Annotated in this window: 23 protein-coding genes; 14 read left to right on the top strand and 9 right to left on the bottom strand. The window is 64.7% G+C overall.

The genetic code is table 11. The features are described from left to right. Window positions 1-360: 360 nt before the first annotated feature. From D3877_RS11335 to D3877_RS11320, 4 genes are all read left to right on the top strand, one after another. Window positions 361-1440 carry a helix-turn-helix transcriptional regulator gene (locus D3877_RS11335; protein ID WP_119830664.1) on the top strand — a complete coding sequence of 360 codons (1080 nt, stop codon included), beginning with the start codon at window positions 361-363 and terminating at the stop codon, window positions 1438-1440. Continuing rightward, window positions 1437-1880, top strand: a complete 444-nt coding sequence (locus tag D3877_RS11330) for a hypothetical protein (protein WP_119830663.1) — start codon at window positions 1437-1439, stop codon at window positions 1878-1880. The genes D3877_RS11335 and D3877_RS11330 overlap by 4 nt, the downstream gene beginning before the upstream one ends. A 103-nt stretch (window positions 1881-1983) precedes the next feature. Continuing rightward, a complete protein-coding gene (locus D3877_RS30830) occupies window positions 1984-2625 on the top strand; it encodes a LuxR C-terminal-related transcriptional regulator (RefSeq protein WP_119830662.1) in 642 nt (213 codons plus the stop codon). Window positions 2626-2759: 134 nt separating this feature from the next. Beyond that, window positions 2760-3155, top strand: a complete 396-nt coding sequence (locus D3877_RS11320; RefSeq protein ID WP_119830661.1) for a hypothetical protein — start codon at window positions 2760-2762, stop codon at window positions 3153-3155. On the opposite strand, the gene D3877_RS29820 is transcribed toward D3877_RS11320, so the two are convergent. Beyond that, entirely contained in the window at window positions 3152-3472 is a 321-nt protein-coding gene (locus tag D3877_RS29820) for a hypothetical protein (protein WP_158599873.1), read from the bottom strand. The genes D3877_RS11320 and D3877_RS29820 overlap by 4 nt on opposite strands. Between D3877_RS29820 and D3877_RS11315 the strand changes: the two genes are divergently transcribed. From D3877_RS11315 to D3877_RS11305, 3 genes are read left to right on the top strand one after another with little or no spacing between them, the layout of a single operon-like run. After that, window positions 3454-4737 (top strand): glycosyltransferase family 4 protein, encoded by a 1284-nt coding sequence (locus D3877_RS11315; RefSeq protein WP_238474834.1) that lies wholly within the window; start codon window positions 3454-3456, stop codon window positions 4735-4737. The genes D3877_RS29820 and D3877_RS11315 overlap by 19 nt on opposite strands. Further along, on the top strand, window positions 4730-5680 hold the full coding sequence (locus D3877_RS11310) for a hypothetical protein (protein ID WP_147395157.1): 951 nt from the start codon (window positions 4730-4732) through the stop codon (window positions 5678-5680). The genes D3877_RS11315 and D3877_RS11310 overlap by 8 nt, the downstream gene beginning before the upstream one ends. Continuing rightward, window positions 5677-6594 (top strand): glycosyltransferase family 2 protein, encoded by a 918-nt coding sequence (locus tag D3877_RS11305; RefSeq protein ID WP_119830659.1) that lies wholly within the window; start codon window positions 5677-5679, stop codon window positions 6592-6594. Before D3877_RS11310 ends, D3877_RS11305 begins: the two co-directional genes overlap by 4 nt. On the opposite strand, the gene D3877_RS11300 is transcribed toward D3877_RS11305, so the two are convergent. From D3877_RS11300 to D3877_RS30200, 4 genes are all read right to left on the bottom strand, one after another. Beyond that, window positions 6504-6971 carry a helix-turn-helix domain-containing protein gene (locus D3877_RS11300; protein ID WP_119830658.1) on the bottom strand — a complete coding sequence of 156 codons (468 nt, stop codon included), beginning with the start codon at window positions 6969-6971 and terminating at the stop codon, window positions 6504-6506. The two genes, D3877_RS11305 and D3877_RS11300, sit on opposite strands and share 91 nt — an antisense overlap. A 122-nt stretch (window positions 6972-7093) precedes the next feature. Then, window positions 7094-7870 (bottom strand): glycosyltransferase family protein, encoded by a 777-nt coding sequence (locus tag D3877_RS11295; protein ID WP_238474858.1) that lies wholly within the window; start codon window positions 7868-7870, stop codon window positions 7094-7096. A 50-nt stretch (window positions 7871-7920) separates the two neighbouring features. Continuing rightward, on the bottom strand, window positions 7921-10956 hold the full coding sequence (locus tag D3877_RS11290) for an SLBB domain-containing protein (protein ID WP_238474833.1): 3036 nt from the start codon (window positions 10954-10956) through the stop codon (window positions 7921-7923). Continuing rightward, the gene (locus tag D3877_RS30200; RefSeq protein ID WP_199720778.1) at window positions 10925-11161 is read right to left on the bottom strand and encodes a hypothetical protein; all 237 of its coding nucleotides are present in this window, start codon (window positions 11159-11161) and stop codon (window positions 10925-10927) included. Before D3877_RS30200 ends, D3877_RS11290 begins: the two co-directional genes overlap by 32 nt. 34 nt (window positions 11162-11195) lie before the next feature. On the opposite strand from D3877_RS30200, the gene D3877_RS11285 reads away from it, so the two are divergent. Together D3877_RS11285 and D3877_RS11280 are read left to right on the top strand one after the other, a co-directional pair. Then, window positions 11196-12227 carry a histone deacetylase family protein gene (locus D3877_RS11285; protein WP_119830655.1) on the top strand — a complete coding sequence of 344 codons (1032 nt, stop codon included), beginning with the start codon at window positions 11196-11198 and terminating at the stop codon, window positions 12225-12227. A 152-nt stretch (window positions 12228-12379) separates the two neighbouring features. Further along, window positions 12380-13054, top strand: a complete 675-nt coding sequence (locus tag D3877_RS11280; RefSeq protein WP_238474832.1) for a putative metalloprotease CJM1_0395 family protein — start codon at window positions 12380-12382, stop codon at window positions 13052-13054. Window positions 13055-13080: 26 nt separating this feature from the next. Here the strand turns inward: D3877_RS11280 and aguB are convergent, their stop codons facing one another. After that, entirely contained in the window at window positions 13081-13983 is a 903-nt protein-coding gene (gene aguB, locus D3877_RS11275; protein ID WP_119830653.1) for an N-carbamoylputrescine amidase, read from the bottom strand. 473 nt (window positions 13984-14456) lie between these two features. Here aguB and D3877_RS11270 point away from each other — a divergent pair, with 473 nt between their 5' ends. After that, complete coding sequence (locus tag D3877_RS11270) at window positions 14457-14972, top strand: MarR family winged helix-turn-helix transcriptional regulator (RefSeq protein ID WP_119830652.1); 516 nt, start codon at window positions 14457-14459, stop codon at window positions 14970-14972. A 34-nt stretch (window positions 14973-15006) separates the two neighbouring features. On the opposite strand, the gene D3877_RS11265 is transcribed toward D3877_RS11270, so the two are convergent. Both D3877_RS11265 and D3877_RS11260 read right to left on the bottom strand, forming a co-directional pair. Further along, window positions 15007-15270, bottom strand: a complete 264-nt coding sequence (locus tag D3877_RS11265; protein ID WP_147395156.1) for a TfoX/Sxy family DNA transformation protein — start codon at window positions 15268-15270, stop codon at window positions 15007-15009. A 5-nt stretch (window positions 15271-15275) separates the two neighbouring features. Further along, entirely contained in the window at window positions 15276-16583 is a 1308-nt protein-coding gene (locus D3877_RS11260; RefSeq protein ID WP_119830650.1) for a pentapeptide repeat-containing protein, read from the bottom strand. 240 nt (window positions 16584-16823) lie between these two features. On the opposite strand from D3877_RS11260, the gene phoU reads away from it, so the two are divergent. Together phoU and D3877_RS11250 are read left to right on the top strand one after the other, a co-directional pair. Then, window positions 16824-17546 (top strand): phosphate signaling complex protein PhoU, encoded by a 723-nt coding sequence (gene phoU, locus D3877_RS11255; RefSeq protein ID WP_119830649.1) that lies wholly within the window; start codon window positions 16824-16826, stop codon window positions 17544-17546. Between the two features lie 28 nt (window positions 17547-17574). After that, window positions 17575-18225, top strand: coding sequence for a CatB-related O-acetyltransferase (locus D3877_RS11250; protein WP_119830648.1), 651 nt, complete (start codon window positions 17575-17577; stop codon window positions 18223-18225). Window positions 18226-18251: 26 nt separating this feature from the next. Here D3877_RS11250 and D3877_RS11245 read toward each other — a convergent pair whose 3' ends face one another. Beyond that, window positions 18252-19520: a lytic murein transglycosylase gene (locus D3877_RS11245; protein ID WP_119830937.1), complete on the bottom strand. Its 1269-nt coding sequence runs from the start codon at window positions 19518-19520 to the stop codon at window positions 18252-18254. 208 nt (window positions 19521-19728) lie between these two features. Between D3877_RS11245 and D3877_RS11240 the strand changes: the two genes are divergently transcribed. Next, entirely contained in the window at window positions 19729-20802 is a 1074-nt protein-coding gene (locus D3877_RS11240; protein ID WP_119830647.1) for a glycosyltransferase family protein, read from the top strand. Window positions 20803-21098: 296 nt separating this feature from the next. Further along, window positions 21099-23909, top strand: a complete 2811-nt coding sequence (locus D3877_RS11230; RefSeq protein WP_119830646.1) for a TrlF family AAA-like ATPase — start codon at window positions 21099-21101, stop codon at window positions 23907-23909. Window positions 23910-24182 lie beyond the last annotated feature (273 nt).

Here is a 24182-nt window from a genome sequence, read left to right as displayed (position 1 = left end):
GTGTTTTTCAAGTTGAGCGCGCCTCGGCCGCTAGTATGCGGCAACTATAATAAGCAAAGTGACACACATAAATTTTGCACGAACCATCAGTTATGGCGGAATTTTTAAGGTAATTCACCTAAAAAATATCGGATTAAGAAAGATATAAATGAAATAATTACTCTTTGACTGGCGGATAATATCTTATGAAAATACAAGAATATGCACATAGATTCCAGTAATTATTGCAACAGTTGTTTTTATTTATTGTCACTGGCCCGCTCGGCTATGCGAAATATATCGTCGGTATGGAAATTTCCATATTCAGAGCAAAAATGACCTGCTAGCGTAACGGGAAGTTCAACCTGTGGCGCTTTCCCCATGACGCTGCTTTCGGCCTTACCTCCTCTGCCACCTCACGCTGTCGACTTGATCCAGGCGACCGACAAAGCTGGCGGCGCGATTATCGTATTCGACCGGGAAGACCACATCATCGGCGCGAACCACGAACAGCGCCGAATCATGCCGTGCAGCGCATATGGCCCGAGGGACACCTATAGATCACTTTTCTGGAGCCTGTATCGATCTGGATTGACGGGGAACAAAGGGGCGAAGGCCGACCCTGCGACGTGGCTTGCCAATACCGTCGCCGCGCGCCACAGCAGCCCGAACTTAGACTTTGTGAATAGCTATCCGTGGGGCCGGATGCTCGTCTCGCATCTCCGTCTGGACGACGGGACCAGCATCCAGGCGCGTCTCGACATGAAGGCGTCTGGCGTTGACCGATACTTCGGCGACCACGACGCAGGCATGGGGGTGATGTGGGCTGTGCGGGTGCAGCGCGAAATGCGTGGCCTACAATCGGCCTTAGACAACCTCGGCCTTGCTGTCGCATTGGTGGATAGCACCGGAATGCCCATCCATCAGAACGCCGCTTTCGGCGCCCTGCTGGATGCGGCGGACGGCCTCACGCTGGCGAGCGACGGCTCCGTCATGGCGCTGGATGATTGTGATGACCTCGTGTTGCGCCAGACTTTGGGGCATGTCGCAACGGGCGCCGTTCCGTCCTGCCATGTGCCATTGCGCCGTCCAGGCAGATCGCCGCTAATCATGGCCGTGAGCAGCGGGACCACACCAGAGACCGCCGTCCTGGCTGTGGCACGAGATGGTGAGGATGATCGCGAAATCGCCACGGTGCTGATGCGGGCATTTGACCTGTCGCCGGTCGAGGCCGAAGTTCTGGCTGCGCTCGGCGCCGGGCTGTCGGTGAGGGAGATAGCGCGCCGACGGGGCGTCGCCGAAGGAACAACCTACCTCCAGGTCAAAGCCGTCAAGGTGGCCCTGGAGCGCTTCGAATTTGCCGCAACCGATCTGGCGACCCTTGCCAGCCTCGTAACTCGGATTTCAGCAATCACCCGCGCCCCACGACCGCGTGCGCACGACAACCGGAGACTTTCATGAGCAGGGTTCTTGATTACGACTTTACACGCTATCGTGACGCTATGGTTGAACGTTTCGGTTTTTCGGAAACTGACCGTGACGTCGCTTGGGCCGACCTGACCATCATTCTCCGGGCCATGGAAGCCAACCCGACCAAGCCGTTTGCCTTGACGGTCGCCGCAGACAACGCGTTGCACGGCCTTGTGCTTGACACGGTCGGGCTGATGCGCTTCAGCGAGGCGGTCTTCGGCCCCGGCACGGTGGCGGTCCACGACCCGTTCGCTTACGGCACTCCGGAGTTTGACGAGGGCTGGGCTAACACCCGCGCCGCATTCCGCGCGGCTGGCGCGCAGGAGCCGCCCGCCAACTACCGAGACGCCTCGAACGCTCCCGTGGGGCTCCGGCCAATGGCTTGCCTCGCGCAGGTGCGGCGCATGGAGGATATTCGGGCCGCAGCCTGATCTCCAACCGCCAGGCCAATGGGCGCCCGCTTGCGCCAACAAGCGAGCGCCCTGGTCGGCCGGTTTCCCAGACGACAGATCACCCGAGCCATAGGAAGCAACGATGATCGATAGTGAGCATACCGCCGCGTGCGGGGTGCGCAAGGATCCTTGCGCCCCAATTGACAAACCCGCCGCCACGATTCCCGATGGCGCGCAGGCGTCGCTTCGACTTTCCAAGCTGACGCCGCGCGGCAAGGATGTGCTGGCCAGGATTGTAGCCGGGCATTCGAGCAAGGTGATCGCCGACGATCTTGGCATCAGCACCAAGACGGTCGAATGCCACCGAGCCGACATCATGCGCAGGACCGGGTGCCGGTCGCCGTTTGAGTTGGGCGCCCTCTGGGCTTCGGCGGCAGCGGAGAAGGGCGCGGGCGAGGAAGAGACCACCCAAACCGCTCACCCCCCGATCCCCGAGTCGGTCGGCAGCGTCGCGTTGAGAATGGCGCTTGCCACCGTCAGCGTCGCGGGAGGGGATAGCCTGCCTCAAATCGACCATCTGACGCCGGAGCAACTGCGCCAGCGGGCTGTGGACGACCGGGAGGACGCCCAGGCCGCAATCCAACGCCGATCTATCGAGACCGCAGCCATGCTGCTGAACGATGCCGAGCGGTGCGAATCTCGCGCCTTGATGCTGGAGTTGGATGGATGGCCGTCGTCTCGGACTTTTCAGAAAGTCGATGACGAGAGACGTAGCGTCGCTTAGCGTTGTTCCACAATTGTTCCAATGTTCCCGGAACGACAAACGCCCAGCTGCTCGAACAGCCGGGCGTCCATGTCGGACCAGGAAACCGAAATGAAACCTGATCGCAACGCGATCCCCGAAGGACTGAAGAACCTGTGAAGATCGGAACCGAAGATACCCCCAATCCACCAGAGCGCAAGCCTGATGCTGGATTGATCGAGGCTTTTAACGAATGGTGCCGCGCCAGCTTGACCGCAGAGAGTCTTTCCGACTCGGCAACCGAGGCTGAGCGGCAGCCCTATTCGAGCGCCATTTCGCGGGCTGAGGAAGCGCTAGCGATGCCAGCCGAGACCGCCGCCGGGGTCGAGGTGAAGCTTTTGCATGTCTTCGCGACTGTCGCCGAATCGCCGGACGCCTACAGCGCCGTTTGGTCCGGCACGCACCTTGCCCCCGATGGTGGGGCGCTAAGCGACTCTCGGCATGCGATGCTGTGGGGGGCAATTCAAGATCTCCGGCGGATCGTAAATCGCTCGGCACAAAGCGCTACCTAAAGACGTAGCGCTTCACCCTCGGCTGGCGCGAAATCAGCTTCGGCTCCGCTGGCCATCGCAGCCCACTCCGCCACAAGAGGCGGTTTTGTTTGCCACAAATCAGGAACGCCATGAGCGCTCATGAAGGGAAAACGCAGCCTTAACAGGCTGTTTTGCCATAATTTTCTCACAAGCTTCAAATACCTCGACACCGGGTTGTTGCTGACGCTGGCTTTGTTGTCCGACGAGAAAAGGAAAGGGTTGTCGGACCCTTGATGGTTGTGCATGCTTGTGCGTGCAATTCTCGCGATGGTGCGTCGTGCCGGAAGGTTCTCCATCAATCCTTTTCGTCAACAGGGTGTTCCCGCCGGATCGCGGCGCGACCGGGCGCTGTCTGGCGGATTTGACGGAGCGGTTGGCGCGGCGCGGCTGGCGGGTCAGCGTGGTGGCGGATGGAGCGGGCGGGGAGGAGGAGGCGCGGCGATCCTGCGTCGCCCTGTGGCGCACCGGACGGGCGATCCCGGCGGGCGACCGGCCCGACGCGCGCGGCTATCTCGATTCGTTGCTCCGTCTGACGTGGCGGGCTTTGCGGCTGCCGCGCCACGACGTGGTGGTGACGATGACCGACCCGCCGTTGCTGGGGCGGGTTGGGCCGTTGCTGGCCGCGCGGCATGGCGCGGCGGCGATCCATTGGAGCCAAGACGTGTTTCCGGCCCTGCTGCCGGTGCTTGGGGCGCCGCTGCCGCCTTCGCTGTTTCAGGCGTTGGAGCGGTCGATGGCGCGGGCGCTGGGGCGGCACGACGCGGTGCTGGCGATTGGCCGGTGCATGGCCCGCCGTTTGGTTCAGTCTGGAGTTGCCGAGAGCCGGGTCATTCTCTGCCCGAACTGGCCCGATTCGCGCATCCGCCCGATTCCCCACGCGGTCAACGGTTGGCGCGCCGAACAGGGGCTGGAGGGGCGCTTCGTCGTCGCCTATTCCGGCACGCTGGGGTTGGCCCACCCGATGGACGGGGTGTTGGACGCGGCGGCGGGGTTGCTGGCCAGCGATCCAGCCATCCTGTTCCTGGTGATCGGCGAGGGGCGGGGGCGTGGCGCCGTGGCCGAGGCGATTCAGCGGCGTGGCCTGACCAACGTCCGACTGGCGCCCTGGCAACCGGCGGAGCGGCTGGCCGAAAGCCTGTCCGCCGCCGATCTCCATCTGACGGTGATGAACAAGGCGGCGGTTGGGCTGATGGCGCCGTCCAAGCTGCTTGGCGGGTTGGCGGCGGGGCGGCCCGGCCTGTTTCTGGGACCGGCGGACAGCGAGGCTGCCCATCACATCCGGGATTGGGGCTGCGGGGCGGTGTTGGAGCCACAGAACGGGCAGGGGCTTGCGGAGCGGATTCGCGGTTACGCCGCCGATCCGGCGCGTTGCGCGCGGGAGGGCGCTGTGGCCCTGCGCTCGGTCGCGGGCTGGGGCGCCGACGACGCGGCCAGCCGGATTGACGCGGTGGCGCGGGATTTGGTGGCGCGTCGGTCCTTCGCAAACGGCGCGCGGACGCGCTGGCCGACGCTTGGGGCAGCTCGTCGGGCGTTGCGGCGGCGGGTGGTCTCCGATGCCTGATGGGACGATGACGACGCGCCCGTCGGTCGCGCGGGGCCGTTCCGGCTTCCGGGATTTGGTGGAGACGGCGCGGGCTGGCTGGCGGGCGCTGCTGGGGTCGACGTTGGGGGCGGTTGCCCTGGCGGTGGCGGTCTTGTGGTTGGTGCCGCCCGAACACACGGCGGTGATGATCGTTGGGCCGACGGCGCGGGTCGGGTCGGCGGCGATGGGCGCGCGCGTGCCGGTGATGGTCGGGCGCGAAACGCCTCTGGGCGCGGCGGAGCCGGGGGCCGGGGACGAATCGCTGTCGGACTACGCCCGTTATCTGGAACTGTTCGGCAATGGCGCGGTGGCCGACCGGCTGGCCGCTGACCCGGCTTTTCTGCGCGCGCTCTTCGCCGGGCGCTGGGACGCCGAGGCTGGCGGTTGGCGTCCGCCGCCGGGGCTGACGCCGACGGTCAAGCGGTGGCTGCTGGCGCTGGTCGGGCGGCAGGATTGGGTTGAGCCGGACGCCGAGCGGGTGGCGCGCACGCTGCGTGACCGGCTGGTGATCGACATGGTGCGCACCGGGCCGATGCGCCGGATCAGCCTGCGCCACCGCGACCGGGCGACGGCGCTGGAGTTGCTGGGGCGGATCGCGGCGGCCACCGACGCGCATCTGCGGGCCGAGGCGTCGCGGCGCAGCGTCGCCCAGATCGCCCACATCAAGGCGCGTCTGGCCAGCGTCACGGTGACGGAGCACCGCCGGGCCTTGAGCGACCTGCTGTCCGATCAAGAGCGGGTGGCGATGATGATCGAGGTTGATTTGCCCTTCGCCGCCGACGTCATCCAGGCGCCGACCGCCTCGGCCTTGCCCGATTGGCCAAACCCAGCGCTCGTCACGCCGCTGGCCGGGCTGGTCGGCCTGCTGGCCGGGGCCTTCGCCCTGTCGATGCGCGCGGCGTGGCGGGAGGGCGGGGCATGATTCCGGTGTCGGTCATCGTCATGACGAAGAACGAGGCGGTCAATCTGCCGCGCTGTCTGGCCGGTTTGGACCGCTTCGCCGAACGCTTCGTCGTGGACAGCGGCAGCTCCGACGGCACCCCAGAGTTGGCCCAGACGCTGGGCGCGCGGGTCGTGCCCTTTGTTTGGAACGGGCGTTACCCGAAAAAGAAGCAATGGTGCCTGGACCATCTGCCCTTCACCCAGGACTGGGCGCTGTTCATCGACGCCGACGAACGGCCCACCGCCGCCCTGGTGGACGAGATCGCCCGGCTGTTCGAGACGGGACCGGCGCACGCCGCCTATTGGATCGACGGGCGTCCGGTGATGCACGGGCGCCCGCTGCGCTTTGGTTGCTGGAACCGCAAGCTGGCCTTGCTCGACCGCCGCCGCGCCGCCTTCCCCGACATTCCCGATCTGGACGTCTCGGCCATGTGGGAGGTGGAGGGGCATTACCAGCCGACCATCGCCGGGCCGTTGGGCCGTTTGCGCCATCCGCTGGATCACGCCGACGACAAACCTCTGTCGGCGTGGTTCGACCGTCACAACCGCTATTCCGACTGGGAAGCCGCGCTGCGCGCCGACGGGCGCATGGAGCGTCTGATCGACGGCGAGCGCGGCGGGCGGCGCGCGCTCAAACGGCTGTTCCAGCGGGCGCCGGGGCGGCCTGTCCTTGCCTTTCTGCACGCTTATGTCGCGCGGCTTGGCGTTTTGGACGGGCGCGCCGGTTTGGATCACGCGCTGTCACGGGCCTTTTACTATTGGCAAGTGGCCGTCAAGATGAAGGCGGCCCAGGCTGCGGCCGCTCACTCTTCAGAAAGCACCAGCTTGTCGCCGCCCAGCGCCTTCAGCAGGTCGAAGGTCCGCTTGCGGACGCCGGGATCCTCGATGCGGTAATAGGCGCGGACCAGTTCCAGCGTTTCGCGGCGGGCCATCGATTCAAACTCGTCGGTTTCTGACGGCAGAGCGGTCAGCGATTCGGTGACGGCGCTGTCGGGCGACGGCATGTCGTCAAAGAAATAGCTGACCGGAACGCCGAGAACCTGGGAGAGGTTGTAGAGGCGGCTGGCGCTGATGCGGTTCGACCCGCGTTCGTATTTTTGCAGCTGCTGAAAGGTGATGCCGACGGCTTCGCCCAGCTTTTCCTGACTCAACCCCAACAGGGTGCGGCGCAGACGCAGGCGGGCGCCGACGTGGATGTCGATGGGGTTGGGACCTTCGCCTCGGCGCGACAGGGTGTGGGCGGGGGCGAGTTTGGATTTAGTCGCGCTCATAAGTCGTACCTCAAGAGGGAAGCTACAGGGAAGGCACCGCGAGAATGCTTAGTTCAGAAAGTAAATTCTATGCAACCATTTGTGCGCATCAACCGTTTGATGATTGGAGGTGGCTTTCGACCTTAGGAAAGAAAGAATCTTTCTGATTTACGGAAACGATAGAACTCATAAACCGCAGGAACGTGACGTCGCAAGGCCGATGCGGCCCATTGAGAGGCCGAAAGCAGTGATTCGCGGAGCCGACCATGGCCAAAAAACGCCCGACGGACGCGGGCTTGTTCACGGCGGCCCTGCATTATTTTCTGTTGAGACAATCCACCGGCGGCAAACAGACAGACCGGGAAGGGCAGACGAGCAATAGGTCCACGCGTCATGGTTGCCAACGTGAAGGCGTAATCGGCGGCGATTTCATAAGATGGGTCGAATCGAAGATCGCGCACCGCGCCGATTCGATAGATCATCGCCTGATGATGGGTGAACATGCCAAGGGCTGCTCGTTTGTGAGTGCGCGCCACTTTAAGAAGAATACGACCGTCTCCCATGCTCTCCAGCGCGTCGCCATAGAGCAGGGCGGCGTCCGGAGCCTGCCGGATGGCGTCGAGAAGACGGGCCAACGTGTCGGCTTCGGCCAATTGGTCCCCGGCGTTGAGAAACAGCGCATGGCCACAGCCCAAGGCGCAGGCCGCGTCAAGCGCGTGATTCATGCCGCCGTAAGGGCCGCCATCTGGGGCGGAGCGCCACCAAACCAGATTGGATTGCGCGTCCGATTGCGCGGCCAGCCAGTCCGCCGTGCCGTCCGTCGAACCGCCATCGGCGACCAGCCAGACACAATCATCCACGCTCTGCCCGCGCAGGCTGGTGTGGGTCGCCAGCAACCCGGCGTGATTGTCGCGCGTCACGGTCAAGACGGCCAACGGACCCTTTGGGGCGGGAAGGGCGGGGGCGCCGGTCATCGGGCGATCACCGACACGGACGCGGCGGTGATCGCCAGTTGGCCAAGAAGGCTGCCGATGGATTTGGTGAAATCCAGCGCGTCGAAGGGTTTGGGATCGCGCGGCACCACCAGGATGGCGCCCGGCGGAATCGCCTCGACCCGATGGTTCCACGACGCTTGCGCCAGCGGTTGCGCCCGGCCATCGGGCAGAATGACGAAGCTGCGGTCCGTGTCGGCGTTGCGGGTTGGACCACCGGCTTCGCTGACATAGCGGTCGGCGCTTTTGCCGCTGACGAATTGCGCGGTGGTCGGGTGCATCACCTCGCCCGTCACCGCCACCGACAGCGAGCGTTTGGGGATGGTGACGCGGTCGTCCGGCTCCAGCAGCGGGTCAAGCTCGGGATGGGCGCGCAGGATGGCGGGGTCGGCCTCGACGACGATGCGGCCCAAGGGTTCGGCCCCGCGCAGTTGGGCGGCCAATTGACGGGCCAACGCGACGTTTTCCGCCTTCACCGGCTCGCCTTTTTCGATTTCCAGGGTCAGGCCGCGTTCCAACTCGCGCGCCTGCTGGGCGAATTGCTCCTTCTCGCGCCGCCGTTCGCTTTCGCGGGTGAAGACCGCCCCCGCCGGATAGGCGTCGTCGGTCAGCCCGCCCGCCCGCGCGATCAGCGAGGACAGGGCTTCGCCGCGCCCGACGTCGTAACTGCCGGGGCGCTGCACCGCGCCCAGAATGGTGACGGCGCGGGCTTCCAGCGCCTGTGCGCGCGGGTTGACGCGCACGGCGTCGCCCGGACCAACCCGGCGGGCGGCGTCGGCGGCGCGGGCAAGGTCGATGTTGGCCCGCGCCCCGGCGGCGCTGGTCAACTCCACGGCTTGCGGGTCGGCGTCGCTCGCCAAGCCACCGGCGACGGCGATCAACGCCGACAGCGGGGTGGCGTCGGCCACCGGATAGCCGCCGGGCTGACGCACCGCGCCGCGCAGTTGAACCGTCCGCTCGGCGATCAGCGCGGTGATCGCCGGATCGAAGGACTCGTCGCTGCCGTCGCTGTCCGGCGCCGAGTCGGTTGCGGGAGCGGTCGGGGGAGCGGTCGCGCTCTTGCCCGATTTGCGGGGGGAGCGGGGCGCTGTCGCGCCGGTGGCGGTTGGTTTGGTGGCGTCGAGGTCGGTGGCGGTCGGGCGCAGGCGGGCGGCGGCGAACAGATGCACGCGGTCCCCGTTGGCCAGAACGCGGTTGGCCCGCCCGGCGGCGACCTCCTGCGGGGAAAAGGGAATCAGGCTGCGGGTCAGGCTCCGCCAATCAAACCGTTCGATCACGCCAAGCAGCGGGTAAACGTCGCGCTTCATCCCCTCGCCATCGCCCAGCGCGCCGCGCAGGCTGGTGGAGGCGGTCAGCGGGCGGCTGCCGGGGCGGCGGACATGGCCCACCAGCTCATATTGCGGGCGCACGGCGTCGAGAATCGCCCCTCCGCTTGATTGACCGGGGGCGTTGTCGGTGGAACCGGACTCCTCCCACGCCATGGCCTGGGCGTCGCCGCCCGCCGCGCGGGCCAGACCGGCGATGGCGTCGCGGTTGCCGCGCTCGGTCGTCGGGTAGAATCCGGGGCGCGGCGCCCCGCCCAGCAGCAGGACGGAGCGTTCCAGGGCGAAGGTCAGCAGATCGGGCACGGCGTCGAACAGCGGCGGGCAGGGCTTGCGGGCGCCGGTCAGCGCGGCGGCGGCGCGGGCCTGTTGGCCGGTGGCGAGCGGCCCATCCGGGGCCGCCGCCAGCGCGCGGGCCAGAACGACCAACCCTTGGCAGGCGTCGGGCGGCGGAACGCGGTCGCCGCGCAACAGGGCCAGAACCGGATCGGACGTCAGGAAATCGACGTCGTCGGCGCTCAGCACATAGAGGGTGTCGCCTTCGTTCAGGCGGCGGCTGTCCCGTCCCTTCAGCGCGGCGGCCAGATCAACCGGGTGGAGCACCCGCGCGGCGGTGGCCGGATCGGTGGTCGCCAGCACGGCGAAGGGCAGATAGGGATCCGGGCGCAAATCGGCCTTGCTGACCAGCGCCGACAGGGTGCGGGCGCGGGCCAAACCGCGCGGGCCGGGGCGGTGGACGTGGCCCTCCAACCGCACCTCGTTGCGGCGGTCCTCGCGCTGGGGGGCCAGGGTCAGCAGATCGCCGTCGCCGAACAGCCGGGCTTCGGCGTTGGCGACCTCCTCCGTCATCTCCTCGCCCGCCGGGCCGATGCCAAAGCGGATGGCGCGGTGAGCGCCGGGGCGCAGCAGCCCTCCGGCCAACTCCCGCAAATCGGCGGCGGACAGACGCGGCTGGTCGCTGGCCAACTCGTAAATTCCGGGGCGCTTGACCGGCCCGGCGACGGCGACCACCGGCCCCAGCGGCGGCACGAACAAACGGTCGCCGTCGCGCAAGCGCTGCTCCGCGCCGTTCGGGTCGCCGCTGGCGTTCAGATGCAGGCCATAGAGATCGACCGTCCGTCCGCCCCCGGCCTCGCCAGCGCGGATCAGGCGGATGCGGCGCAGCGAGCCGGTGCGGGCGACGCCGCCCGCCGAGGACAGCGCGTCGAGCACGCTGGCGAAGGCGCTGACCTCCTGCCGTCCCGGACGGTTGACCGCGCCCGTCACCAGCACGCCGATGCGCCGCATGTCGGCCAGCGACACGAAGGTGTCGGTGTTGGGCAGGGCGGCGGTGACGGCGGCGGTCAACTCCGCGCGCAACGCCGCCAAGGTCAACCCGGCGGCGGTGACGGGACGCAACTCGTCCACCAGCAGCAGGCCGTCGCTGTCGATGGGAAAGCGTTTGCTGAAGGATTTCTGCCCGCGCAGCGTCACCAGCAGCTCGTCGCCGGTGTTCAGCACATAATCGCCCTGGACCGCGCCGATGGGGGTTCGGTTGTCGGTGGTCTGGGCGAACAGGTCATAGCCGAACTGCCGCAGCGGCTCCCCGGCGCGGGTGGAAAAGGCGGTTTCCAGGGGGGAAAGATCTTGCGGCGAGGCAAAGGGAAGGGAACGCGGTGGCTCAGCAGCCAACACGGCGCACGCCCACAGCATCAGTGCCGCCAGCACCGAACGGGCGAATATTCTGCACGCAGCAGCAAACATTGGATGTCAAAAAACCACAGTCACCATTCGGCACGATGCCAAACGAGAACACGCGAACACTATTGCGTGCAATTGGCGAAAAGGCAACGGCTCCATCGGGGCCGCTCTGCAAAAGCCGATGGATCGCCGGGCCGGACTCGGGCGTATCATCCACCCAGCATTCCCTTTTTGCAGAAGAAGAGCGCGGCGTGATTATCATCCACAGCGAGGAACACCGGCTTCAGTCCGGCCGGTCGGAGCTGAACGACGGGCAACTGGTCCCCTGCTATGAAAAGCCGGAGCGGGCGGACATCATCCGCGACCGCTTGGCGGCCATCGGCGTTGGTCCGATGGTGACGCCGGATCCCCATGGTCTGGAACCTCTGGCGCGGGTGCATGACGCGGGCTATCTCAGCTTTCTGCAAAGCGCCTGGGACGAATGGCTGGTCGAGCATGGCGATTGGGACGCCTTGCCGCTGAATTGGGTGGCGCCGGGGATGCACCGGCGCGTGGTTCCGCGCTCCATCGACGGGCGGTTGGGCTATTACTCCTTCGACGCCGGGACGCCGATCACCGCCGGAACCTGGCGGGCGGCGACGGCGGCGGCCAACAGCGCGTTGACCGGGGCCGACCGGCTGCGCGCGGGCGACCGCAGCGCCTTCGCGCTGTGCCGTCCGCCGGGGCATCACGCTGGGCGGGCCTATTATGGCGGCTATTGCTTCCTGAACAACGCGGCCATCGCCGCCCAGTCGTTGCGCGACAACGGGGCGGCGCGAGTCGCCGTGCTCGACGTCGATTACCACCATGGCAACGGCACCCAGGAGATTTTCTGGGAGCGCGGCGACGTCCTGTTCGTGTCGCTGCACGCCGATCCCATCGACGAGTTTCCTTATTTCAGCGGCCACGCCGACGAAACCGGGGCTGGGGCTGGGGCCGGAGCCACGCTCAATCTGCCCTTGCCCTGGGGAACCGACTGGGCGGCCTACGCCGAGGCCCTGGCCGTGGCGGCGCGGCGCATCGGCGATTTTGCCCCGGACGCGCTGGTGGTGTCGTTGGGCGCGGACACCTATGGCGGCGATCCGATCTCGCGCTTCCGGCTGCTGTCGGAGGATTTTTTGCGGATGGGGGCGGCGCTGGCCGCGATGAATCTGCCGACCCTGTTCGTGATGGAGGGCGGTTACGCGGTGGCGGATTTGGGCGTCAATGTCGGCAACGTCCTGACCGGCTTCGAAGGGGCCTGAGGCCTTGCCGGACGCTGTGAAATGGGAATGGCCTCACGCGCCGTTCCCATTTGCGTGATCGGTTCTGGATGGCGTTGTCGATGGTGTGGAATCGAACTAAAATCATTCCCACGGATCATGGTGCGTGAGGCGCGCGGACGGTGGTTGACGGGGTGTCGTCCATAGGCTCGTCCATTGGGACGTATCGCTCGCTTGCGGGAACCTCCCGCAAAAGCGGCGGTGGGGCGGGCGCGTCATCCGCTGACGCGACGGACGGCGCCAGCGCGACCGGAACCACGGCGGCCGTCCAAACCCCGCAGGCCCAGCAGCAGGTTCAAAAGCTCAAGCAGGCCGACGCCAACGTCCGCCAGCACGAGGCGGCGCATCAGTCGGCGGGCGGCGGCAACGCCGGGGCGGCGTCCTTCACCTACACCCGTGGACCGGACGGCAAGAGTTACGCGACCGCTGGCGAGGTCCAGGTCGACATCAGCCCGGAAAACGAGCCGTCATCCACCATCAGCAAGATGGAGCAGGTCAAGGCGGCGGCGCTGGCCCCCAACGATCCCTCGCCGCAGGATCTGCGCGTCGCCGCCCAGGCCGACGCGCTGAAGCTCAAGGCGCAATCGGAACTGCGTCAGCAGGGCGGTACGGCGGGGGCGGGCAAGGCGGACGGAAAGTCCGGCGACTCGGCATCCAGCCGTGGCGACTCGGCGAATGGCGACAGCAAAAACGCGTCGGCGTCCCCCGCCTTGTCGGCGCGTGGGGCGGCGGCCTATGGCAGCGCGCTGGGTCTGGTTGGGGCGACGGCGGCGTTTGGGGCCGCCCGTGGCGCCAGCTTCGTGGTGTAAACCCAAAGCTGACGCCGGACCTTTCGTCACCGGCGCGGCGTGGTTTCCCCGTCCAGCGTCAGCAGCGCGCCGTACAGCTCAGGACGACGGTCGCGGAACAGGCCCCAAGACGCGCGTTGCGCGGCGATGCGGTCCAGATCGAAATGCGCGGTCAGCATCGTTTCGCTGTCGCGGTCGGCCTGAGCGACGATGTCACCCTGCGGTCCGGCGATGAAAGAGGAGCCGTAGAAGGTGATGCCGCAGCTTTCCCCCTCCTCGCGGCCAATGCGGTTGGAGGCGACCAGCGGCATCAGATTGGCGCCCGCATGGCCCTGCATGACGCGGGTCCAATGGCCTTGGCTGTCGATGCTGGAATCCTGCGGTTCCGACCCGATGGCGGTCGGGTAGAGCAGGATTTCCGCGCCCTTCAGCGCCATGATCCGGGCGGTTTCGGGAAACCACTGGTCCCAGCAGATGGCGCAGCCGACGGTGGCGTAACGGGTTTTGAACACCCCGATGCCGCTGTCGCCCGGGCTGAAATAGAATTTCTCCTGATAGCCGGGACCGTCGGGGATGTGCGATTTGCGGTAGACGCCCAGAACCGTACCATCGGCGTCGATCATGGCCAACGAGTTGAAAAAGGCGGTGTTGGCCTTTTCAAAAAAGCTGACGGGAATCACCACCGACAGCTCACGCGCCAGCGCGCTCATCCGGGCGATCACCGGGTGATCGGCCACCGGGGCGGCGAGGTCGAACAGCGCCTGTTTTTGGTCCTTGCAAAAATAAGGCGTCTCGAACAGCTCTTGCGGCAGGATGATTTGGGCGCCTTGGGCGGCGGCTTGCCGAATCAGGGATTCGACGCCAGCCACATTGGCGGCCCGATCCCAGCCACAGGCCATTTGCGTCGCGGCGACGGTGACAAGGCGGGACGCGGCGGCGGTGGGGGTCATGACGGATCCTCACGTCGGACAGGAAGTTTGCAGATTTCAGTCTGGCGGCATGACGGAGCGCAGGCAAGTTTCGCGAAAACCAAAGGGAGGGTTTTAGCGAAATCTTCATATTCTCTGGTCAGGGGTTTTTGTCCAACTGAAGTAATAGAGCGTGGTTCCAGCAATCGATCTCGGCGTCCCATATCGGGATATGGGATGGAAAAGCGTTGGCGCAGGGGAAAACTGTGGAAAGAAACGGCGGGTGAGGCCGCTTGTTTGATTTTGTCTGATGCCTGCGATCAGCATTGAATGGAGACTGACATATCATTGCATGTCTGTGCATGAGGTTTGCGCATTTGATTTGCGCTTCGGACGCGACACGCTATGATTGGAAAAGATTGGGGATGTCGCTCGTGCCTAGGTGGCGGTTGGGTCGTGGGGCGCCGCCGCGCGCCAGAGCGGATGCGGGAATGACGGGCAGGAAGAGTGTTGGGATGGTGGCGTGTTTCAAAGGGTGGGAGCCGACGACGGGCGACGCGGTGGAGGAGGATGTCCCCGCCGCCGACACGGCCCTGTCTTTCGTCGTCCGCGATGTGAACCGCGCCTTTGCCCGCGCGTTGCAGACCCGAATCGCCCGTTCCGGCGTCAGCATGGGGCAGTGGTTTTTCTTGCGCGCCCTGTGGGATGAGGATGGGCTGACCCAGCGCGAACTCAGCCACCGCGTCGGCATGATGGAGCCGACGACGGTGACGGCGGTCAACGTCATGGAGAGTCAGGGGCTGGTTCAGCGGGTGCGCAACGTGCATGACCGCCGCAAGATGAACATCCATCTGACCGACAAGGGGCGGGCTTTGCGCGACACCATGATGCCCAGCGCATCGGACATCGCCGAACTTGCCGTTGTCGGGATTCCGCCGGATGAGGTGGCGCGCGCCATCGCCGTGCTTCGGCAGGTCGGCGCCAATTTAAACGCCGCCGCTCAAGGGCGGGATGACGAGGTTGATTTTTAGGCCGATCAAACGGCACGGCTCGCGACCACCCCCTTCATGGGGCGTTGAGGCGGTCGAGAAGCTGTTGCTTTGTCGCGTCGTCGATGGATGTCCATGGCACGCCGAGAAGAGCCGCGTGCAGCGCCCACAGCGCGTTCAAACTCACACGCTGCGGAGAGGCCATGCGCAAACGGCGATAGGCTTCGACCGCCCCGACGGCGCGCAACGAATCGACGTCATGAACACCGATGTCCGCCAACCACATGGTGGTTTTGGGACCGATGCCGGGCAGGGAGAGCGGGGAAGGGCGGTTCGCCACGCTGTTCAATCGTCAATGTCGGGCGGCGGCGGCAGGCTGGCTCCGGTGAGGTTGGCTCCGGTGAAGCGGGTGTCGCGGATGTTGGCGTCGCTGAGAATGGCCCCGGTCAGGTCGGCGTCGGAGAAATCGCAATCCGACAGATTGGCCCCGCGCAGATTGGTGCGCACGCAGGACGCGCCGTTCAGGTTGCAACTGGTCAGGTTGGCGGCCCACAAACGCCCGGTTGGCTTGCCGTCTTGCCCTTTGATGTCCACCCAGCCGATCCCGGCCCCGTCGAGGCGGGCGCCTTGCAGATTGGCCCCGCGCAAATTGGCCCCATCCAGGATGGCGCCGGTGAAATCCGCGCCGCTGAGGACGGCCTCGGAAATGTCGCACATGATGAGCAGACATTCGCGCATCTTCGCGCCGGTCAGGTTGGCCTGTTTCAGGTTGGCCCCGGACAGATTGACGCCCGACAGATCAATGTGGGTCATGTCGGCGCCCGCGAGATCGGCGCGCGATCCCATGGCGCCTCCGGTGTTGATCCAGGTGTAGTGATTGTGCAGCGCCTGTTGAATCTGCACCGAGAAATTTTCCGCTGAGCGGGCGAGGTTGGCCCCGGTGGTGTCGGCCCCGGCCAGATCGGCGCCCTCCAGCTTGGCGCCTTGCAGGTCGGCGTTGCGCAGATTGGCCCCGGCCAGCATGGCGCCCGACAGATTGGCGTTGCGCAGAACCGCGCCTTGCAGATTGACGCCGGACAGGTTGCTGCCGCGCAGGTCGGCGTTGGTCAGGTTGCAGCTTTTCATCACGGCGCGCATCAGGGTGGCCCCGGTCAGCAACGCCCCTTCGCAATCGGCGCCGTTCATCGTCGCGTCGGTCAGATCGGCGCCCGACATGTTGGCGTTGTTCAGCGACGCGTCGTCGAAATCGCTCCCCGACAGGTCGGAGCGAATGAAATCCACGCCCTTGCCGCCTTTTCCGCCACCGCCATAAAGCAGGGCGCCGCCGCGCAAATCCGCCTCTTTCAGGATGGCGCGTTTCAGCTTGGCCCCGCGCATGTGGGCGCCGCGCAAATCGGCGCGGTAGAGGTTGCAGCCCGACAGGTCGGCCTTGGTCAGATGGGCGGCGAACAAATCGGCGTTGCTGAGATTGGCGTTGCTCAGGTCGCAGTGGGACAGGTTCGCGCCAGACAATTTGCCCTGGGTCAGATCGACGCCCGACAGGTTGGAGCCTTCCATGTTCGCCATGGTCAGATTGGCTCGCGAACCGCCGGTTCGTTTCTTCAACCAGCGTTCGTGTTTTTCCAGAATGGCGACCAACTCGTGTGGCGTCATCGACTCACGTCCACTGTCATGGGCCTATGTCCGTCGCGCCGCCGGGCGCGGTTCGGACCAAAGCGTTGTTGTCCAAGCGATAGACCAGTGTCTTAAAATAATCTATGCCAAAGGTTAAGAGCCATTGGGTATAGCCCCTGTGATTGCGGGAAACCCGCTTGACACGCTCTCGTCAGACCATCGGAATGGTTGTTCGGCGCGCATGGGTGTCAAGGATCTGTTTGAAGAAGGACGTCAAGGATGGTCGTTGGGCATACGGTTGCGGCGTTCGACGCCGAATTGACGGCTCTGCACGCGGCGATCGACCGCATGGCGGAGCTGGTGGAACGGCAGTTGGCGGAGGCGTTGGACGCTCTGACCACGGCCAACGTCGACAAGGCGACCCAGGTCATCAGCGGCGACGCCGCCATCGACCAGTTGGAGATGGAGATCGAGGCGATGTCCATCCGTCTGCTGGCGCTGCGCCAGCCGATGGCCAAGGATCTGCGCGACATCGTGGCGGCGTTGAAAATCGCGTCGAACCTGGAACGGATGGGCGATTTCGCCGGATCGGTCGCCAAGCGGGCGGTGACGTTGGCCGGTTTGCCGACGTTGCCGCCGGTCGGCTCGCTCAGTTGGATGGGGCGGACGGTGCTGAGCATGGTCGGCGACATGCGCCGCGCTTATGCCGAGCAGGACGCCGCCTTGGCCACCGTCATTCGCGACCGGGATGGCGAGGTGGACGCGGCTTACACCAGCCTGTTCCGCGAATTCCTCACCTACATGATGGAAACCCCGGCGCAGATCACCGGCTGCACCCATCTGCTGTTCGCGGCGAAATCCATCGAACGGATCGGCGACCACGCGACCAACGTGGCCGAGAACATCCTCTACCTCGTCAAAGGCCATCTGCCGTTGGAAGAGCGCCACAAGGAGGATCTCAGCAGCTTCGCCGTGGCGCTGCCACCCGTTCTTGAATCGTAACGACGCTTTCGAAAGAACGATTGTTTCGATGACGCATGATCCGTTGTTGGGGCCGGATCCCGACGCCCTGCACCCGATTCCGGCCCATCCGCGCGTCATGTTCGCGCGCAATCTGCCGCTGCCGCCCAACGTCGAGATCGGCGCCTACAGCTATTACGACGATCCCGACGGGCCGGAGGCGTTTCAGCGCAACGTGCTCTATCATTATGCCTTCACCGGCGACCGGCTGCGCATTGGCCGTTTCTGCGCCATGGCCACTGGCACCCGCTTTCTGATGAATGGCGGGAACCACCGGCTGACCGGGTTTTCGACTTACCCGTTTCTGATGCATGGCGGGGCCTGGGCCGGTCGGTACGAGGACGAAACGAATTTCCCAAGCCGGGGAGACACCGTTCTCGGCAACGATGTCTGGACCGGCTGGGACAGTCTGATCCTGCCCGGCGTCACCATCGGCGACGGCGCGATCATCGGCGCGCGGGCGGTGGTCAGCCAGGATGTGCCGCCTTACGCCGTGGTGGTCGGCAATCCGGGCCGCGTCGTCCGTATGCGTTTCGATGACGAAACAATCAAGCGCCTGCAAGAGATCGCCTGGTGGAATTGGGACGCCGCCGCCATCACCCGGAACATCCCGGCCATCGCCAGCGGCGACATCGCGCGGTTGGAAGCGGCGGCGCGCTGACCACGCGCGCCGCGTTCCTGCTTCCGTCAGGAGGTTTGGCGCAGTCGCTCCAGCAGCGCCTTGGTGGCGAAGCCGTCGGGGATCGCGCCGATGGAGCTTTGGAAACGCCGCACCGCGTTGCGGGTGTTGGCCCCGACGATGCCGTCGGCGGCGCCGGGTTCCAGCCCCAGCGTGGCGAGGCGCTGTTGCAGTTCCAACCGCTCGTCCTTGCTCAGCGCCGCTTCCTGGCGCGGCCAGCTTCCAACCACGCCCGCCCGTCCGGCCATGCGGTCGGCCAGCAGCGCCACGGCCAGCGCGTAGCTGGTTGACGGGTTGTAGCGCATGATGGCGCGGAAATTCTCGCGCACCAGGAAGGCCGGTCCCTGATGCCCGGCCAGCACGATGATCGCCGCCGGGGCCTCGCCGCTCAACACGCCACCATCGACCGGAACCACCCCCAGCCGCGCCCATTCCGACAGCGGTTTGGTCACGGTCAGTTCGGCCTGTTCATAGGCGAAGCCCTCGGGCAAGCGGACCTCCTGCCCCCAGGACTCGCCGGTGCGCCAGCCGTTGGCCAGCACGAATTTCGCGGTGGAGGCCAGGACGTCGGGCATGCTGCCCCAGATGTCGCGGTGGCCGTCGCCGTCCTCGTCCACCGCGTGCTTCAGGAAGATGGTGGGCATGAATTGGGTCTGGCCCATCGCCCCGGCCCAGGAGCCGGACATTTTTTCCGGCGGAATGTCGCCGGAATCGAGAATGCGCAGGGCGGCCAACAGCTCGGTGCGGAAATAGGCGGCGCGGCGGCCCTCATAGGCCAGCGTGGTCAAGGCGTCGATCACCGAGAAACCGCCGGTGGACGCGCCGAAATCGGTTTCGATCCCCCAGAAGGCGACCAGGATTTCCGGCGGCACGCCCGACCGCTGGCTGACGCGGGTCAGCAGCGCCGCGTTGTCGCGCATCTTCTGCCGCCCGGCCTGAACGCGTTTTTCATTCACCGCGCTGTCGAGATACTGCCACACTTGCCGGGCAAACTCGGGCTGGCTCGTGTCCAGCTCCACCACGCGGTCGGACAGCTTGACCGACTGGAAGGCCCGGTCAAAAATCTGTCCCCGGATGCCTTGACTGATGGCCTCAGCGCGCAGGGCGCTCAACCAGTCAGCGAAGCTCTGTCGCGCCATGGCCTGCCCGGCGGCGGACGCCGGAGCGGTGACGCTGGCGGTCGCCGGGGCGGTCGCGCCGCTGGTCTGGCACCCGGCCAGCAGCAGCGTGCCCAGCAGCAGGCGGGCGGAGGGGCGGAGCAGGGGGCGGGGCAGCATGGGCGTGCGCTCGATCATGGTCGCAGGGACGATGATCTGACCCTAGGGCGCGCGGCTGTCCGGCTCAACTGGAAAGCGGAACCGGCTTGCGGGCGGGGAATCGGGGAAAACCCGCCGCTTGCGGCGTGGTCGCAACGGGCCATATCAGACGGATGGCGTTTGCGACGCCGTGTCGCCGGGTCATTGATGTCGGGAGGGTGACGCCGCCATGAAGATTGTGATCCTGGGCCTGAGCAGCGGTCATGGCCATGATGTCGGCCACAGCCTGCGCTGGCGCGCGCTGATCCAGGCGCTGGCGTCGCGCGGCCATCGGGTGGTGGCGGTGGAGCGGGTCGGCCCGACGCCCGCCTTAACCCCTGCCTGGACCATTTCGGGCGGCGAGCGGTTGACCTACGCCGCGTGGGACGCGGTGGCCGTCGCGGCGGCCCGCCACGCCGACGACGCCGGGGTGGTGCTGGCCGTGGCGCAGGGGCCGGACGGGTTGGCGGCGGCGGAGCTGGCGCGCGAGTCGCGGGCGGCCCGCCGGGCGCTGTACGATCCCGACGCGGCGGCGTCGCTCAGCGCGCTGGCGCGCGGCGAAACGCCGGACCATCTGCCCGCCGACGGTCTGGGTGGTTTCGATCTGGTGCTGGCGTCGGGCGGCGGCCCGGCCCTGGAGCTGTATCGTCAGCGGGCGGGCGCGGTCGCCGTGGCCCCCCTCTACCCCTGGATCGCGCCGGACGCCCACAAGCCCGCCGCCGCCAAGCACGCCTATCTGGCCGATCTCTGCTGTGTGGTTCCGCCGGACGGCGCGGCGCGGCTGGGGCTGGAGCGCTTTTTCCTGGACGCGGCGCAGCGCTTGACCCGCCGCCGCTTCATCCTGTCCGGGCGCGATCTGCCCGACCCGCTGACCCTGCCGCCCAACCTGCGCCCCCTTCCCGAGCTGGACGCGGCGGAGCGCGCCGCCCTTCTGGCCTCCGCCACCGTCACGCTGGCGCTGGCGCGCGACGACGAACGTCAGGTCGGCTGGTGCCCGTCCGACCGTCTGCTGGAGGCGGCGGCCAGCGGCGTTCCCATCGTGTCGGATCGCTGGGACGGCCTGGACCGCTTTTTCGAGCCGGGGCGCGAGATTCTGGCGGCGTCGCAAACCGACGACGTGACCACGGCGCTGATGCTGCCGCGCAACCATCTGGCCGATCTGGGCCAACGCGCCCGGCAACGAGCGCTGTCCGAACACAGCGCCGAACGCCGCGCCCAGGAACTGCGCGGCCTTCTGGACCTGAAGGGCGGCGGCGACGATTGATGGGGTGGGGCAGGCGTTTCAGGGCGCCGGAGGGGGCGGAATGTCCTTGAGCAAATCGGGATGCTGGTCCAGCAAGAACAGCAAGACCCCCATGGCCTGACTCGGCTCCGCCTCGGCGCTTTCTGCCGCCATTTAGGTGTGTGCGGCTTGTAGGGGCGTTGGGGGTGAGGACTTGCGTATACGTTCTTTCGTTGAACGCTGGTGTGTGAGCACTTCTGACCCATTGCGGACATTCAAATTTGTGTTAAAAATGCGATCACGATGAAATTATTTCAGCTATGACGCGAGATTAAGAAATGCCTACCTCTGGATTTGCCGGTGCCTCTTGGTGGGCTTTCGACTTTCACACTCATACGCCGGCCTCGTCGGACTATGGCAAGGGGCCAACCCAGAGTACGCTGAAGCAGATCACCCCCGAGGAGTGGTTGCTCGCCTTTATGCGCAAGCGAATCGACTGCGTGGTGGTGAGCGACCACAATAGCGGAGAGTGGATCGACAAGTTGAAGACGGCGCTGACCACCATGGCGGCATCTTCCCCCCAGCCGAACGGCTACCGACAACTCACCCTGTTCCCTGGCGTCGAGATCACCGCCAACGGCGGGACCCATGTGCTGGCAATTTTCGATCCTTCTGCCAGCTCATTGGATATTGTTCGCCTGCTTACGAAAGTCGACTACCGTGGAAGCTTCGGGGACAGCGAAATTGCAGCTAACAAATCAGTTATTGACGTAATCCAGGAGATTCGCGCTGTCGGGGCTCTTCCAATACTCGCCCACGCTGATCGAGATCGGGGTGCCTTCGGATTAACCGGAAACACCCTGAAGCCGCTTTTGGAATGCGGCCTTTTGGCTGCAATTGAATTGACCCATTATGCTGCCGAGAAGCCCCAGATTTACCAAGATTTGAACCTTGGATTGGCTGAAGTTCTCGGGTCGGACTCCCATCATCCAGATGGAGCGAATGGACCTCAATATCCGGGCTCCCACTTCACTTGGGTAAAGATGGAAAGCCCGTGCCTGGAGGGGCTATGTTTGGCGCTGCTGGACGGTGCACCGCTTTCCGTTCGGCGAAGCGACATGGACCCGAGCGAGCAGAATCGCCTGCCGCCTTTGATGATCGACTCTATAGAGGTTTCAAACGCTTTCCGGTGTGGGCGTTCTCAACCACTTCGGGCGCGGTTCAGTCCTTGGCTAAGCACCATTGTCGGTGGGCGCGGCTCCGGAAAATCGACGATCTTAGAGATGATGCGGATAGGACTTCGTCGGGGTGACGAAGTGCCGCCCTCTCTCGCGAATGACTTTACGAATTTCAAACGACTTGGCAGCCGCTCTGATCGTGGAATGCTGACAAGCAGCACGGCTATAAAGATAAGGTACCGGAAGGACGGCGCAGAATTCTGCATACAGTGGAGCCAAGCAGACGATGCGCATGTCATCACTCAGTGTCAGGCGAGTGGGCAGGAGGTCGTGGTGCCAGGCGATGTACGATCTCGTTTTCCGGTCCGCCTGTTCAGCCAGAAGCAGGTTTTCACTATGGCAGAAAATCAGGATGCTTTGCTGCGGGTGATTGACGAGGCCGATAGCGTTAATAAAGCCGAGTGGCAGGTCCGGTGGGACCAGGAAGAGAAACGCTATCTTTCTCTTAAGGCCAAGTGTCGGGAACTGGACGTCCAGTCGTCCCAGATGGAAAAGGTTCGCGGCGATTTAGATGATGTCATCCGGAAGTTGTCAGTATTCGAGGGCTCCCATCACGCAGACATACTGAAGAGCTATCAGGCGAAGCAGCGTCAGGTTCGAGTACTAGATGAATGGCGGAATCGGTGGGTGAGTGTCGAGGATCAGATCCTCGCCGTGCATAAGGCGATCCTGCTATCAAACGTGGACCATGCGGCCTTCCCTGATCCGAGCAGCGAAACGGAGAAGGAGGCCATCGAACTCTTGGATGGTGCACACGCCGAGATTCAGGAACTTGCGAAAGCCCTGAAGGCCATGGTTGAGGCAACTGCTGGTCGGCGTGCCGATTGGGAGACGCGACGGGACGGATCGGCATGGCATCGTGGTGTTATCCAATGTGAAGAGGAATACACAAGCCTCGTTACAAGGCTCCGCGACGAAGGATTCGAGAACCCTGCACAGCACAGTATCGTGGTGCAGCAACGCCAGGAATTCGAACAACGAATAATTGAATTGGAGAAGATCGAGGAAATCCGCACGGATATTCTCAGGCAGTCTCAGGAAAGCTTAGGCCGCCTTAAGGCTCTCCGTCAGGAAATCACTAGAAAGCGGCAAACTTTCATCGATAATGTTCTCGTCAGCAATCGGTATGTAAGCATCAAGGTTTTGCCTTACCAGCCCGAGCTTTCTGTTGTTGAGGTGACATTCCGTGCCTTGATCAATCGTGCTAACGATGACAGCTTTGCCCAAGATATTCTGGTGGAGGATGACGGAAAACCTCTGGACGGCCTGTTGGGGCGGTTGTTGAAGGACGTCCCCGGTGATGCCCAATCCGCCGCTGCCGATATTGAGGCACGCTTGGAAGAGATGAAGACCAATCTGATTGCCGCCGCCCTGGGGGAAGCGACACCTGTCGGCATGAAGAGGCCGCTTATCAACCACTTGAAAAAGCTGACACCTGAACAGTGCGACCGAATTCGCACTTGGTATCCGGAAGACGGATTACAGGTCAGCTACAATGCTGACGGAACAAGCCGTCGCAACTTTCGTCCCATCGAACAGGCATCTCCCGGACAGAAGACAGCAGCCATACTGGCTTTCATCCTGGCCTATGGTACGGAGCCTCTGGTGCTCGATCAGCCCGAAGACGATCTGGACAACAGGCTGATTTACGACCTCATTGTCCAGCAAATCCGGCAGATCAAGACCCGGCGACAGGTGATCGTCATTACCCACAACCCTAATATCGTAGTCAACGGTGACGCGGAGAAGGTTCTCGAAATGGAATTCAAGAACGGGCAGTGCGTGGTCGCCCAACGTGGTTCGCTTCAGTCACAAGCAGTTCGGGATGCAGTTTGCCGTGTGATGGAGGGTGGAACGGAGGCATTCGAAAAGCGATACAAGCGGATTGCCTTGGGACGTTTTGGTAATTGACCATCATAAAACCTAATCTTGTCCGCAGAGAGGTTTCGCTCCGGCATGCATTGGTACGCTTGAAAGTCCGCTCCTGGTCTATAGCGATCATTTGAAATGGTAATTTCAGCGCCTCCATAACGATTAAGGTATCCACGAAACAAGGCAACCCGCCCCCCACCTCTGCATGAGAGAAGCACGGCTTCCCCCCATCAATCCCGACCCTTCGCCTTGATCGGCGGCGGGTTGGGCGGGTATCGTCTGGGGCTTTGGTCATTCAGGAGAGGCGCGGCG

The organism is Azospirillum cavernae (genome assembly GCF_003590795.1).
Classification (GTDB): Bacteria; Pseudomonadota; Alphaproteobacteria; order Azospirillales; family Azospirillaceae; genus Azospirillum; species Azospirillum cavernae.
The sequence above is the reverse complement of the archived record's forward strand: the minus strand, read 5'-3'. Positions and strand labels throughout refer to the sequence as shown.

Bases quoted from the DNA above. Each gene is read 5' to 3' on its own strand.
- D3877_RS11240 (WP_119830647.1), top strand. From the start codon at position 19,729: ATGAAGATTGTGATCCTGGGCCTGAGCAGCGGTCATGGCCATGATGTC.
- phoU (WP_119830649.1), top strand. From the start codon at position 16,824: ATGGTCGTTGGGCATACGGTTGCGGCGTTCGACGCCGAATTGACGGCT.
- D3877_RS11250 (WP_119830648.1), top strand. From the start codon at position 17,575: ATGACGCATGATCCGTTGTTGGGGCCGGATCCCGACGCCCTGCACCCG.
- aguB (WP_119830653.1), bottom strand. From the start codon at position 13,983: ATGACCCCCACCGCCGCCGCGTCCCGCCTTGTCACCGTCGCCGCGACG.
- D3877_RS11230 (WP_119830646.1), top strand. From the start codon at position 21,099: ATGCCTACCTCTGGATTTGCCGGTGCCTCTTGGTGGGCTTTCGACTTT.
- D3877_RS11260 (WP_119830650.1), bottom strand. From the start codon at position 16,583: ATGACGCCACACGAGTTGGTCGCCATTCTGGAAAAACACGAACGCTGG.
- D3877_RS11335 (WP_119830664.1), top strand. From the start codon at position 361: ATGACGCTGCTTTCGGCCTTACCTCCTCTGCCACCTCACGCTGTCGAC.
- D3877_RS11290 (WP_238474833.1), bottom strand. From the start codon at position 10,956: ATGCTGTGGGCGTGCGCCGTGTTGGCTGCTGAGCCACCGCGTTCCCTT.
- D3877_RS11300 (WP_119830658.1), bottom strand. From the start codon at position 6,971: ATGAGCGCGACTAAATCCAAACTCGCCCCCGCCCACACCCTGTCGCGC.
- D3877_RS11270 (WP_119830652.1), top strand. From the start codon at position 14,457: ATGGTGGCGTGTTTCAAAGGGTGGGAGCCGACGACGGGCGACGCGGTG.
- D3877_RS11310 (WP_147395157.1), top strand. From the start codon at position 4,730: ATGCCTGATGGGACGATGACGACGCGCCCGTCGGTCGCGCGGGGCCGT.
- D3877_RS11305 (WP_119830659.1), top strand. From the start codon at position 5,677: ATGATTCCGGTGTCGGTCATCGTCATGACGAAGAACGAGGCGGTCAAT.
- D3877_RS11330 (WP_119830663.1), top strand. From the start codon at position 1,437: ATGAGCAGGGTTCTTGATTACGACTTTACACGCTATCGTGACGCTATG.
- D3877_RS29820 (WP_158599873.1), bottom strand. From the start codon at position 3,472: ATGGAGAACCTTCCGGCACGACGCACCATCGCGAGAATTGCACGCACA.
- D3877_RS11245 (WP_119830937.1), bottom strand. From the start codon at position 19,520: ATGCTGCCCCGCCCCCTGCTCCGCCCCTCCGCCCGCCTGCTGCTGGGC.
- D3877_RS30830 (WP_119830662.1), top strand. From the start codon at position 1,984: ATGATCGATAGTGAGCATACCGCCGCGTGCGGGGTGCGCAAGGATCCT.